Source organism: Cupriavidus necator (assembly GCF_040578825.1).
GTDB lineage: Bacteria > Pseudomonadota > Gammaproteobacteria > Burkholderiales > Burkholderiaceae > Cupriavidus > Cupriavidus necator_E.
Map to the genome: position 1 here is coordinate 44,665 of NZ_JBEFLI010000012.1, position 11,968 is coordinate 56,632.

The window sequence follows — 11,968 nt, forward strand, 5'->3', positions numbered from 1 at the left end:
CGAGCATCGATGCCCGCATGATAGCCTGATCCGTCCCCAATTAATCCGGCAGCAGTGCCGGCGCCCGTCAGTCGCCCTCGCTGACGGCGAAGATACGGCGGTGTTCGCGGATCGCGTAGCGGTCGGTCATGCCGGCGATGTAGTGGGCGATCAGGCGCGGCTGGTCGGCGCCATGCCCGGCCTGGTACTGCGGCGGCAGCAGGCGCGGATCGCCCATAAAGGCTTGGAACAGGTCGCCGACGATACGCTGGGCCTTGGCTGACATCCGCATCACCAGGTAGTGCCGGTACAGGTGGCGAAACAGGAAGCGCTTGAGCGCCGCCGCTTCCTCATGGATCTGCGGGCTGAAGCCGACCAGCGGCCCGGCCGCGCGCACCGCGTCGATCGAGCGCGGGTTGGCCGCGGCGATATTGCTGCTGGTGGTCTCGATCAGGTCGACGATCAGCGTATTGATCATGCGCCGGACGGTCTCGTTGATGGCGCGGCGGCCGTTTATGCCCGGGAAGGCGTCGGCCACCTCGGCGCGGTGGCGCGCCCACATCGGCACTTCGTCAAGCTGCTCCAGCGTCAGCAGCCCGGAGCGCAGGCCGTCGTCGATATCGTGGTTGTTGTAGGCGATCTCGTCGGCCAGGTTGGCCAGCTGCGCCTCCAGCGACGGCTGCGTGCCCTCCAGGAAGCGCCGCCCCAGCTCCCCCAGCGCCGCGGCGTTGACGCGCGAGCAATGCTTGAGGATGCCCTCGCGGGTCTCGAAGGTCAGGTTCAGCCCGTTGAAGCCGCCGTAGCGCTCCTCCAGCTCGTCCACCACCAGCAGGCTCTGCAGGTTGTGCTCGAAGCCGCCGTGGTTCTTCATGCAGGTGTTGAGCGCGTCCTGCCCGGCGTGGCCAAAGGGGGTGTGGCCCAGGTCGTGCGCCAGCGAGATCGCCTCGACCAGGTCTTCATTGAGCCGCAGGTTGCGCGCGATCGAGCGGGCGATCTGCGCCACCTCCAGGCTGTGGGTCAGGCGGGTGCGGAACAGGTCTCCCTCATGATTGACGAAGACCTGGGTCTTGTACTCGAGCCGCCGGAACGCCGTGCTGTGGATCACGCGGTCGCGGTCGCGCTGGAATTCGCTGCGCGACAGCGACGCGGATTCGGCATGCACCCGCCCGCGCGTCTGCGCGGAGCGGGCGGCGTACGGGGCGAGATGGCTTTCAAAGTCGGTCATGCGGCAATCCGTTGGCTGTTGCTGGGGTTGCGAGGCATAACCGATCGATCACGCGACCGGGGCCTCGGTAGGAGGTTTCAGGACGGCGTGCTGCAGCGTGGCACGCAGGTCGGCATCCGGCACCGTGGTGATAAACGCCTCGCCGAGCTTCTTCAGCAGGATGAACTTGATGCTGCCGGCCTCGGCCTTCTTGTCGACCTTCATCAGTTCGATATAGCGATCGGTGCCCAGTTCCGGCGCCACCACCGGCAGCATCGCAGCCTGGGTCAGCGTGCGGATGCGCGCCAGCGTCTCGATATCGATAAAGCCGAGCCGGTGCGACAGGTCGGCGGCCATCACCATGCCGCAGCCCACCGCCTCGCCGTGCAGCCAGGCGCCATAGCCCATGCCGGCCTCGATCGCGTGGCCGAAGGTATGGCCGAAATTGAGGATGGCGCGCAGGCCGCCCTCGCGCTCGTCCTGCGCCACCACGCCGGCCTTGATCTCGCAGGAACGCTGCACCGCCACGGCCATCAGCTCGGGGTCGCAGTTGTTCAGCGCCTTGATGTTGCGCTCGATCCAGCCGAAGTACTGCACATCGGCGATGGCGCCGTGCTTGATCACCTCGGCCATGCCGGCGGCCAGCTCGCGCGGGGGCAGCGTGCGCAGCGTGTCGATATCGGCGATCACCGCGTTGGGCTGGTGGAACGCGCCGATCATGTTCTTGCCGAGTGGATGGTTGATGCCGGTTTTGCCGCCCACTGACGAATCCACCTGCGCCAGCAACGTGGTCGGCATCTGGATGAACGGGACACCGCGCATATAGCAGGCGGCGGCAAACCCGGTCATATCGCCCACCACGCCGCCGCCCAGCGCAACCAGCGTGGTCTTGCGGTCGGCGCCGGCCTGCAGCAGCGCGTCGAAGATCAGGTTCAGCGTTTCCCAGTGCTTGAAGGCTTCGCCGTCCGGCAGCGTCACGGTGCGCACGGTCTTGCCCAGCGCCTTGAGGCTGGCTTCGACGCGCGCCGCATAGCGCGGGCCGACGGTTTCATTGGTGACGATGACGGCGTGCTGCCCGCGCACGTGCGGACGCAGCAGCTCGGCGTTGTCCAGCAGGCCGGTACCGATATGGATGGGGTAGCTGCGCGCTCCCAGGTCGACTTCAAGCGTAATCATGGATTGGGGTCCTGCGCCGGCGGCTCCAATGCTTCCGGCGGCGTGGAGGCCGGCTGCGGGGGATCGATCGGGAAACCGGCCATTTCAAGTTGCATCAACACCATATTAGCAAGCTGCGCCACCGAGGGCTTGCCGGTTTCGATGATGAAGTCCGCGACTTCGCGGTAGAACGGGTCGCGCTCGGCGTACAGCGCCTCGAGCCGGCCCTTGGGATCTTCGGTCTGCAGCAGCGGGCGGTTGCGGTCGTGGCGGGTGCGCAGCCACAGGTCGTGCGGGCTGGCGCGCAGGTAGACCACGGTGCCGCGCGCTTTCAGCAGCTCGCGGTTCTCGGCGCGCAGCACCGCGCCGCCGCCGGTAGCCAGCACGATGCCCTGGCGCCCGGTCAGCTCGCGGATCATCGCCGCTTCGCGGTCGCGGAAGCCCGCTTCGCCCTCGTGCTCGAAGATCACCGGGATGCGGACGCCGCAGTGCGCCTCGAGTTCGTGGTCGGAATCGAAGAACGGATAATGCAGGCGCCGCGCCACCGTGCGGCCCACGGTGGTCTTGCCGGCGCCCATCAGGCCGACGAAAAAGAGGTTGGGTCGATCGGAATCCGGTCGCTCTGATGCCGGTCGATCGGACTCGGCGCGCTGTGCCGCCGGCCCTGTCGCTGAGGGTGTCACTGGACTATCGTTCGGGAGCGCGGCGCTCGGGCCGTCCTCCCCGGTTGGGAACTGCATCATCTTCTTATGTTGTGGCGCGCCCGGCAAGTAGCGGATGCGGTATAGCGCACATGACTGCGCGATGCCCTGCTCCGCCGGCCCCTCCCTGGCCGTTGCACCGCCCGGCGCGCAAAAAAAGGCCGCATCTCGCGATGCGGCCTGCCAGTCTACTGTATCCGGCCCGGTCCACGGGCCATCGCCGGCATGCGCTACTTCAGCGACACGTTGTCGTTGAGGATGCGCGGGGTCAGGAACACCAGCAGTTCGGTGCGGTTGCGCACCTTGGCATTGTTCTTGAACAGGTAGCCCAGCACCGGAATATCGCCCAGCAGCGGCACCTTGTCGGTGTCGTTGGACTCGGTCTGGGTATAGATGCCGCCGATCACCACGGTGCCGCCGTTCTCCACCAGCACCTGGGTCTGCACGTGCTTGGTGTCGATGGCGAAGCCCGAGGTGGTCTGGATGCCAACGCTGTCCTTGTTCACGTCCACGTCCAGCAGCACATTGCCTTCGGGCGTGATCTGCGGTGTCACTTCCAGCTTCAGGTTGGCCTTGCGGAACTGCACCGAGGTCGCGCCGCTGGAGGTCGCCGCCTGGTAGGGCAGCTCGGTGCCCTGCTCGATCAGCGCCTTGATATTGTTGGCCGTGACCACGCGCGGGCTGGAGATGATCTTGCCCTTGCCGTCGGCCTCCAGCGCCGACAGCTCCAGCGCCAGGAAGCGCGTGGCGGCGCTGTTGAACAGGCTCACCGCGACATTGGCCGGGTTGGTGCCATTGATCGAGGCCGCCGGCAGGCTCAGGAACGGGCCGTTGTCGGAGGTCGCGCCCGGCACCACGTTGTTGTATGTGTTGCCGACGCGGGCGTTGTTGTACTGGCCGGCAAAGCCGAGCTTCACGCCCAGGTTGCGGCTGAACGAATCGGTGGCCTCGACGATGCGCGCCTCGATGATCACCTGGCGCACCGGGATATCGATCTTGCCGATAAAGCTCTGCACCTCTTCCAGCTTGCTGGCGATATCCGACACGAAGAGCTGGTTGGTGCGCGCATCGGCGGTCAGCGAACCGCGCCTGGACAACATCCGCGTGCTGGCGCCCGCCGCGCCCGCCGCGCCCGCACCACCGATCGATGCCGCGCTGCCGTTGGCACCGGCACCCATGCCCAGCAGCATCCGGCGCACGTCCTCGGCGCGCTGGTAGTTGAGCTGGAACACCTGGCTGCGGATTGGCTCGAGGTCATTGATCTGCTGCTGCGACTCGAGCTCGAGCTTTTCCTTGGTCTGCAGCTCCGCCTTGGGCGCCACCCACAGCACATTGCCGTTGCGGCGCGAGGCCAGCCCCTTGGCATCCATCACGATCTGCAGCGCCTGGTCCCACGGCACATCCTTCAGCCGCAGGGTGATGTTGCCCTGCACGCTTTCGCTGGTGATGATGTTCAGGTTGGTGAAATCGGCAAACACCTGCAGCAGCGAGCGGATGTCGATGTTCTGGAAGTTCAGCGACAGGCGCTCGCCGCGGTAGCCCGGGCCGCTGATCAGCTTGGTCGGGTCTTCCTTGACCGGGCGCACCTCAACCACGAACTGGGTGTCGGTCTGGTACGAGCTGTACTCCCAGTTGCCGCGCGGCTCGATGGTCAGGCGCGCACTGCCATTGGCGTCGCTGGCGCGCATGCCCTGGACCGGCGTGCCGAAGTCGCTGACATCGAAGCGGCGGCGCAGGTTGTCGGGCAGCGTGGTGCCGAGGAAGTCGACCACCACGTTCTGGCCCTGTTGCGCGATATTGATGCCCGAGTCGCGCGACGACAGGTCCACCACCACGCGCCCGGCGCCGTCCGCGCCGCGGCGGAAGTCGATATTGCGCACCGACGGTCGCGCCGCGGCGGTCCCCGGCGTCATCGTCGCGGCCGGCGCAAACGTGGGCGCGGCGCTCCTGGCCGCCGGCGCCACATGATCGAGCGCCACCACGAAGTAATTGCCGCGCACTTCAGTGCGGTAGGTGGCGTTGCGGGTGAGTTCGAAGACCACCCGGGTGCGATCGCCGATCTGCACCACGTTGGCGGTCTTGACCAGCTTGCCGCCGTACTCGTACTGGGCGCGCCGCTCGGCAAAGCCGGTATCGAAGAAATCGATCGCGAGCCGTGCCGGGTTCTGCGTGGTGAAGTCCACCGGCTTCTGTGTCGGCGGCCGTTCCAGCTCGATCGTGAACACCGTCTGCTCCCCGACCGTGCTGGTTTCCACCGCCTTGAGCCGGTTGCTTTGTGCCAGCGCGGCCGGCGCGGCGATCATCAGCCACAGCGCCATCGTTGTCGTCAGGGCGCCCGCGAGCGCACGGTACCAGCGCGCGAGAATCATGCCGGCACCTCCAGCTTCAGGCTGGTCATTTTCTCTTTCCACTCTGATACCCCCTCCCGGACCAATTCGCGCAGCACGATCTCCTGATCGGTGATGCGGACCACCCGGCCATAGCTCTGGCCGAGATACTGACCCACCTTGACGTGGTGGATCTTGTTATCAACACTGACGACGCCGAAGGTTTCCCCCTGCTTCTTCATCATGCCGAGCATCTTGAAGTTCTCGAGGGGATAGTCTTCCAGCGGCTCGCGGCGCCGTCCGGCTTCAGGCGAATCCGGCAGCGTCTTGTTCAGTTCGCCGATCTTGGCCTGCGCGAACGGCTCGGGCGCGTTGGCCGCAGCGTATTCACGCGGCACATAGGGCCTGGCTTCAGGCAAAGGCTCGGGGGGCTTGGCGCGGGCGTTGCGCGTGGTATCCATCCACTGGCGCAGCGCGTCTTCATCGCTGGCGCCGCAGGCGCCGAGCAGGCCAACCGCCAGCGCCGCCAGCGCGACCGTGCGCGGCGATGCGGCCCATGGCAGGCTACGGGTACGGGCGGTGCGACTCATTTGGCACCTCCTTGCCTGGCGGCAGCAGCAGCCGCGGCGGCCTTGCGTTGCGCGGCCTGCTCTTCGGGGTCGAGCGTGCGGTAGGCCATTGCCACCGCCTCCATCGTCAGCCCGCCGTCCTTGGTGTTGGCAAGCTGCAGGTTCTGCATCGACACGATCCGCGACAGCGCGGCCACGTCGGCATTGAACTGCGCCACCTCGTGGTAGCGGCCGGTCACGCGCAGGTTCACCGGGATCTCGGCAAAGTAAGGCTTGACCACCGCCGCCTGCGGCTTGAACAGCTCGAACTGCAGCCCGCGCGCGACGCCAGCGTGGTTGACGTCGGCCAGCAGCGCGTCCATCTCGGTCTTGTTCGGCAGTTGCCGCTCCAGCAGCGCCACGCGCTGCTCGACCTGCTTCTTCTGCTCGCGCAGCGCCTCGAGGTTGGCCACCTGCGCCACTTTCAACTGGTAGGCCTGCTTCAGGTTCTCCTGCTCCAGGCGCTGGCGGTCGAGTTCGTCGAACTTGGCGCTCCAGTAGAACTGCCAGCCCAGCAGCAGCACCACTGCCGCAGCCAGCACCGCAAACAACACACGCGGCGCGGCCGGCCAGGTTTCCGGCTCGTTCAGGTTGAGCCCGCGGAACTGGCTTGTCAGGTCGGCCAGGTTGATTTCAGTATTGAGCGCCATGGTCAGGCCTTTCCGGCTGCGGGGGCTGGTGCGGGTGCGGGAGCCGGGGGAGCGGCGGGTGCGGGAACGGCCGGCACGGCGCCCGCCGGTGCGGCCTTCTTGCCGTCGGCGCCCGGCCCCTTGCCTGGCATTTCTGGCGCGCGATACGCGAAGCGCATCGAGAAATCGAACAACCGGCGCTGCTCGCGCAGGTTATTGGTCATGGTGACCGCCTTGGACTCGATCAGCTCGGCCTTGTCGAGCCAGGCCACGCCACTGAGGTTGCGCAGCAGTTCGGAAATGCGCTCGTTGGATTGCGCCACGCCGGCAATGGTGAAGGCCTCGCCGGTCTGCTTCAGGCTGGTCAGGTAGACGCCCTCGGGCACCTGACGCACCAGTTCCTCGAGCAGTTGCACCGGGCGATTGCGCTCGGTCTGCAGGCTTTCCACCGCCTTCTGCCGCTGCAGCAGCGCGTCAATGTCCTTCTTCAGGCTGTTGACCTCGCGGATCTGCCCGTCCAGCCTGGCATTCTCCGCGCTCAGCACCTGGTTGAGCGACACCACGGAGTCGATGCGCCCGTCGATATAGAAGCCGCCCAGCAACACCACCGCGGCACCAGCGGCCGCGGCCGCGCCCAGCATCGAATAGACCCGCTTGCGGCGTGCCGCCTTGCGGGCTTCGTGGTAGGGCAGCAGGTTGACCGAAGGCAGCGTGTTCGTAGACATTCGAATGCCTCCGGAGCGTTATTGCAGGCCGCGCAATGCGAGGCCTGCACTGACGATATACGCCGGCAGGTCGCGCTGCAGGTAGCGCTCGTTGACCTTGACGTTGGTCGCCATGTTGGCGAACGGATTCGCCAGTGTGGTGGTGATCTTGGTCTGCTGCTGGATCGCGGACTGCACGCCGAGCAGCGACGCATGCCCGCCGGACAGCAGGATCTCGTCGACCCGGCCCAGGCTGGAACTCGCGATAAAGTTGCCGATCGCAGCCTGCACTTCCATCGCCAGCCCCTCCAGCGACGGCTTGAGCAACTGCGTGCGCCACGCCTCGGGCAGCGTGTTCTTGCGTTTCTTGATCTCGGCCTTGAGCGCATCGAGCGTGAACATGCGCGCCGCGCTCTGCGTGAGCTGGTCGCCGTAGCTGTTCAGTGGCTGTTCGTAGAGCTCTTTCCAGCCCTGGTAGAAGATCGCCTTGGAGCGGCTGCCGCCCAGGTGGACCACCGCCACGACCGGCAGCGCGCGGGCATCGGCTTCCGACATTTCCTTCGGCACGCCCAGCATCTGCACGACCGAGCGCTGCACCGCGTACTCCTCGACGTCCATCACCTGCGGCTTGAGCCCGGCCATCTCGGCGGCGGTCACGCGCTCCTGCACGCGGTCGCTGTTGGCCGCGGTGACGCGCACGCCGATGCCGCCCTCGGTCTCGCTGGGGCCGATCACGGCGAAGTCGAAGTTGACCGCCTGCGACGGCGGATAGAGCCGGTGCGCCTCGGATTCGACCTGGGAATACAGTTCGTCTTCGGACAGGTTGTCCGGCAGGCTGACCGTCTGCGATTCGGTCAGCATGGAAGGCACGCCCAGCACTACGTCTTTCGAACGGATGCCGGCCTTGCCGAGCGCGCGCCGCAACGCGATCCCGACTGCCTCGATATTGATGACGTTGCCATCGGCAACGGCGTTGCGGTCCAGCAGTTCGCTGGCGCATTTTTCCAGTCGGTAGTCTTGCCTGTTGCCCCCTACGGACAGCTCGACTACCTTGACACTGGAAGACCCGATATCCACGCCGACCGTAGTCCGCCGCAGAAGCCCCGACAAAATGCCCCGTCGCAAGGTGACCCCCCTGACTTTTGAACTCGCCCGTGGCGTGATCGCTCTAATCGGCGAGCCGTGTTTCTTGATTGAAACGTTTGCTCTTTTATGTTGGGCGATTCTCACAAAATCCGCCAGTGGTGGCAATGTGCCTCTCAGGCCCCCATTGCTTTTTCAGACGGCTCCCCGGATACCGTTGCCAAAACCCCACGGTCGTCGGGTTCCCATCCGCAGCCACTTGCTGCATGTAACTTCGCCGTGCTCGCCGGCATCCACCGTATTACATCTTGTAACAGCGCGATAGCGGCGGGCGGGGCACTGCGCGCCCGGCTGGCCCGATGCCGGAAGATATAATCCCGGGCACCCCTGACTAGGTATTCCCTTATGGCCACAGCACAACACAAGTCCCACCCTGCCCGACGCCCCATCTGGGCGCGGCTCATGTTCTGGGCGGTCGGACTGGTTGTCGCCGGTGCCGTCATGATCGCGCTGCTACTGGGCTACGCGTTGCTGGTGGCCGCGCCCAACCTGCCTTCGCTGGACACCATCACCGACTACCGGCCGAAAATTCCGCTGCGCATCTACACCGCGGACAACGTGCTGATCGGTGAATTCGGCGAGGAGCGGCGCAACTTCGTGCCCATCGCCGAGATCCCTGACGTGATGAAAAAGGCGGTCCTGGCGATCGAGGACGACCGCTTCTATGAGCACGGCGGCGTCGACTTCGTGGGCGTGCTGCGCGCCGGGCTGGCCAACCTGCGTGGCGGGCTGTCGCAGGGTGCTTCCACCATCACCATGCAGGTGGCGCGCAACTTTTTCCTGTCGAGCGAGAAGACCTACACCCGCAAGATCTACGAGATGCTGCTGGCGTACAAGATCGAGGCCAACCTGAACAAGGACCAGATCCTCGAGCTGTACATGAACCAGATCTACCTGGGCCAGCGCGCCTACGGTTTCGACAGCGCCGCGCGCGTCTACTTTGGCAAGTCGGTGCGCGAGGTGACGCCGGCCGAGGCCGCGATGCTGGCCGGCCTGCCCAAGGCGCCGTCGGCGTACAACCCGGTCGTGAACCCGCGCCGCGCCAAGGTGCGCCAGGAATACATCCTGCAGCGCATGCACGAACTGCGCTATATCACGCCCGAGCAGTACGACCAGGCCGTGCGCGAGGAACTGAAGGTTCGCACGGAGGGCAACGAGTTCTCCACCCATGCCGAGTACGTGGCCGAGATCGTGCGCCAGCTGATGTACGCGCAATACCGTGAAGAAACCTACACGCGCGGGCTGACGGTCTATACCACGCTGACCAAGCCCGACCAGGACGCGGCCTACGAGGCGGTGCGCAGCGGCATCATGAACTACGAGCGCAAGCACGGCTACCGCGGCCCTGAAGCGTTTATCGACCTGCCTTCCGATCCGGCCGAGCGCGAGCAGGCCATCGACGATGCGCTGGTCGAGCATCCCGGCAGCGGCGACCTGCGCTCGGCGGTGGTCACCAGCGTGTCGGCCAAGCAGGTGAAGGCCACGCTGCTGTCCGGCGAAGTGGCGACCATCGAAGGCTCGGCGCTGCGCTTTATCGCACCGTCGCTGTCGGCCAACGCGCAGCCCAAGATGAAGATGCGCCCGGGCGCGATCATCCGCGTGACGCAGGACGACAAGGGCAACTGGACGGTCACGCAGCTGCCGGAAGTGGCCGCCGCGTTCGTGTCGATCAACCCGCAGGACGGCGAGATCCGGTCGATGGTCGGTGGCTTCGACTTCAACCGCAACAAGTTCAACCACGTGACGCAGGCGTGGCGCCAGCCGGGTTCCAGCTTCAAGCCGTTCATTTACTCGGCGGCGCTGGAAAAGGGCTTCTCGCCCGCCACGGTGATCAACGACGCGCCGCTGACCATCGGCCCGGATACCGGCGGCCAGGTGTGGGAGCCGAAGAACTACGACGGCCGCTTTGAGGGTCCGATGACGATGCGCCGCGCGCTGGCCAAGTCGAAGAACCTGGTCTCGGTGCGGATCCTGCGCGCGATCGGCACGCAGTACGCGCAGGACTACATCACGCGCTTCGGCTTCGAGGCCGACAAGCACCCGGCCTACCTGCCGATGGCGCTGGGCTCGGGCGCGGTGACGCCGCTGCAGATGGCAGGCGCCTATTCGGTGTTTGCCAACGGCGGCTACCGCGTCAACCCGTACCTGATCCAGAAGGTGGTGGACGCGCGCGGCAACGTGATCTCCGAAACCCATCCGCAACGCGCCGGCACCGACGCCGTGCGCGTGCTCGATGCCCGCACCGCCTTTATCGCCGATACCATGCTGCGCGACGTGGTGCGCTACGGCACCGCCAACAGCGCCAAGCAGCGCCTGGGCCGCAACGACCTGGCCGGCAAGACCGGTACCACCAACGATGCGGTCGACGCCTGGTTCGCCGGCTACACGCCCAACCTGGTGGCGATCGCCTGGATGGGCTACGACCAGCCCAAGAGCCTCGGCGTGCGCGAGACCGGTGGCGGGCTGGCGCTGCCGATCTGGGTCGGCTACATGAGCAAGGCGCTCAAGGGCGTGCCGGAATCGCCCGAGCGTCCGGCGCCCGAAGGCGTGCTGATGGTGGGCGGCGACTGGACCTTCGAGGAGAACGCGGGCGGCGCCGGCGTGGCCTCGGTGGGCCTGGGCGACCCGTGGCCGGGCAAGCCGGAGGAATCGACCACGCCGCCGGCGGATACCGAGCAGGAGAAGAAGAAGATTCTGGAGATGTTTGGCGGGGCTTGACAGCCAGCCGCCAGAAAGCAGAAAGCCGGCCATATGGCCGGCTTTTCTTTTGCTGCGCTGCGGTTCAGACCAGCTTGAGGGCTGCTCCCGCCTGCTCGCTCAAATACCCCGACAACGCCGCATACAACTCGCCGCCATTGCGCGTATCCACCCACCGCTCGCCGTCGCGGCGGAAGTGAAAGCCGCCGGCGCGCGCCGCCACCCACAGCTCCTGCATCGGCGCCTGGCTGTTGATGATGATCTTGGTGCCGTTCTCAAACTCCAGCTCCATCACATTGCCGGTGCGGCTGATTTCGATATCGGCATCGGCCGCGTCGGCGGCCGCTTCGACCGCGGCTTCGATGCGGTCCAGCTCCTGCGCGGCCAGGGCCAGGAACTCGCTTTCGCTCAAGGGGGGCATGCTAAACTCCGAGACCGCCGTTGCCGCCGCTGCCCGGACCGGGCGTACGTGGCGCAAACGGCGTTTTTTGTTGATCAGTACTGGTAAAGATTCCTTCGAATGCCTGGGCCGTGCGCGTCAGGCAATCCAATGCCTTGCCAACAGCCTAAAGGACGACCCGATGCTGCGTCGTGTTGCGATTGTATCGGCGTTTGCCGCCGCCCTTGCGATGCCCCTGCTGGGCGGATGCGGCATCCGCGGGCCGCTGACCATGCCCAAAGTGCCGCCCGAACCGGCCCGGCCGACCGTGCCCGATCCGGGCCTGGGCCGTACGGACGACATGCCGGCGCCGTTCGTGAACCCTTCGGCAGCCCCGGCCGCACAGCCGGCTGCGTCCCCAGCCGCCCCCACCACCCGATAA

11 protein-coding genes are annotated in these 11,968 nt (G+C 66.3%); 2 read left to right on the forward strand and 9 right to left on the reverse strand.

Features of this window, described 5'->3' with window-relative positions:
- Nucleotides 1–67: 67 nt before the first annotated feature.
- From AB1I47_RS08805 to pilM, 8 genes are all read right to left on the reverse strand, one after another.
- A complete protein-coding gene (locus AB1I47_RS08805) occupies nucleotides 68–1,204 on the reverse strand; it encodes a deoxyguanosinetriphosphate triphosphohydrolase (RefSeq protein ID WP_354683389.1) in 1,137 nt (378 codons plus the stop codon).
- A 48-nt stretch (nucleotides 1,205–1,252) separates the two neighbouring features.
- Nucleotides 1,253–2,359, reverse strand: a complete 1,107-nt coding sequence (gene aroB / locus AB1I47_RS08810; RefSeq protein WP_354683390.1) for a 3-dehydroquinate synthase — start codon at nucleotides 2,357–2,359, stop codon at nucleotides 1,253–1,255.
- Nucleotides 2,356–2,916 (reverse strand): shikimate kinase, encoded by a 561-nt coding sequence (locus tag AB1I47_RS08815; RefSeq protein ID WP_354683391.1) that lies wholly within the window; start codon nucleotides 2,914–2,916, stop codon nucleotides 2,356–2,358. The genes aroB and AB1I47_RS08815 overlap by 4 nt, the downstream gene beginning before the upstream one ends.
- Before the next feature lie 353 nt (nucleotides 2,917–3,269).
- Complete coding sequence (locus AB1I47_RS08820; RefSeq protein ID WP_354683392.1) at nucleotides 3,270–5,408, reverse strand: type IV pilus secretin PilQ; 2,139 nt, start codon at nucleotides 5,406–5,408, stop codon at nucleotides 3,270–3,272.
- On the reverse strand, nucleotides 5,405–5,956 hold the full coding sequence (locus AB1I47_RS08825; protein ID WP_354683393.1) for a pilus assembly protein PilP: 552 nt from the start codon (nucleotides 5,954–5,956) through the stop codon (nucleotides 5,405–5,407). The genes AB1I47_RS08820 and AB1I47_RS08825 overlap by 4 nt, the downstream gene beginning before the upstream one ends.
- Nucleotides 5,953–6,624, reverse strand: a complete 672-nt coding sequence (locus tag AB1I47_RS08830) for a type IV pilus inner membrane component PilO (protein WP_354683394.1) — start codon at nucleotides 6,622–6,624, stop codon at nucleotides 5,953–5,955. Before AB1I47_RS08830 ends, AB1I47_RS08825 begins: the two co-directional genes overlap by 4 nt.
- A gap of 2 nt (nucleotides 6,625–6,626) precedes the next feature.
- Nucleotides 6,627–7,328 carry a PilN domain-containing protein gene (locus AB1I47_RS08835; protein ID WP_354683395.1) on the reverse strand — a complete coding sequence of 234 codons (702 nt, stop codon included), beginning with the start codon at nucleotides 7,326–7,328 and terminating at the stop codon, nucleotides 6,627–6,629.
- A gap of 18 nt (nucleotides 7,329–7,346) precedes the next feature.
- Nucleotides 7,347–8,417 carry a type IV pilus assembly protein PilM gene (gene pilM / locus AB1I47_RS08840; protein ID WP_354683426.1) on the reverse strand — a complete coding sequence of 357 codons (1,071 nt, stop codon included), beginning with the start codon at nucleotides 8,415–8,417 and terminating at the stop codon, nucleotides 7,347–7,349.
- A gap of 378 nt (nucleotides 8,418–8,795) precedes the next feature.
- Here pilM and AB1I47_RS08845 point away from each other — a divergent pair, with 378 nt between their 5' ends.
- Entirely contained in the window at nucleotides 8,796–11,168 is a 2,373-nt protein-coding gene (locus AB1I47_RS08845; protein ID WP_354683396.1) for a penicillin-binding protein 1A, read from the forward strand.
- Between the two features lie 64 nt (nucleotides 11,169–11,232).
- Here the strand turns inward: AB1I47_RS08845 and cyaY are convergent, their stop codons facing one another.
- A complete protein-coding gene (gene cyaY / locus AB1I47_RS08850) occupies nucleotides 11,233–11,568 on the reverse strand; it encodes an iron donor protein CyaY (protein ID WP_354683397.1) in 336 nt (111 codons plus the stop codon).
- Between cyaY and AB1I47_RS08855 the strand changes: the two genes are divergently transcribed.
- Entirely contained in the window at nucleotides 11,567–11,968 is a 402-nt protein-coding gene (locus tag AB1I47_RS08855; RefSeq protein ID WP_354683398.1) for a hypothetical protein, read from the forward strand. The two genes, cyaY and AB1I47_RS08855, sit on opposite strands and share 2 nt — an antisense overlap.

Coding starts and splice junctions, on each gene's coding strand:
- AB1I47_RS08835 (WP_354683395.1), bottom strand. CDS start 7,328: ATGTCTACGAACACGCTGCCTTCGGTCAACCTGCTGCCCTACCACGAA.
- AB1I47_RS08825 (WP_354683393.1), bottom strand. CDS start 5,956: ATGAGTCGCACCGCCCGTACCCGTAGCCTGCCATGGGCCGCATCGCCG.
- cyaY (WP_354683397.1), bottom strand. CDS start 11,568: ATGCCCCCCTTGAGCGAAAGCGAGTTCCTGGCCCTGGCCGCGCAGGAG.
- AB1I47_RS08805 (WP_354683389.1), bottom strand. CDS start 1,204: ATGACCGACTTTGAAAGCCATCTCGCCCCGTACGCCGCCCGCTCCGCG.
- aroB (WP_354683390.1), bottom strand. CDS start 2,359: ATGATTACGCTTGAAGTCGACCTGGGAGCGCGCAGCTACCCCATCCAT.
- AB1I47_RS08855 (WP_354683398.1), top strand. CDS start 11,567: ATGCTAAACTCCGAGACCGCCGTTGCCGCCGCTGCCCGGACCGGGCGT.
- AB1I47_RS08830 (WP_354683394.1), bottom strand. CDS start 6,624: ATGGCGCTCAATACTGAAATCAACCTGGCCGACCTGACAAGCCAGTTC.
- AB1I47_RS08820 (WP_354683392.1), bottom strand. CDS start 5,408: ATGATTCTCGCGCGCTGGTACCGTGCGCTCGCGGGCGCCCTGACGACA.
- AB1I47_RS08845 (WP_354683396.1), top strand. CDS start 8,796: ATGGCCACAGCACAACACAAGTCCCACCCTGCCCGACGCCCCATCTGG.
- AB1I47_RS08815 (WP_354683391.1), bottom strand. CDS start 2,916: ATGGGCGCCGGCAAGACCACCGTGGGCCGCACGGTGGCGCGGCGCCTG.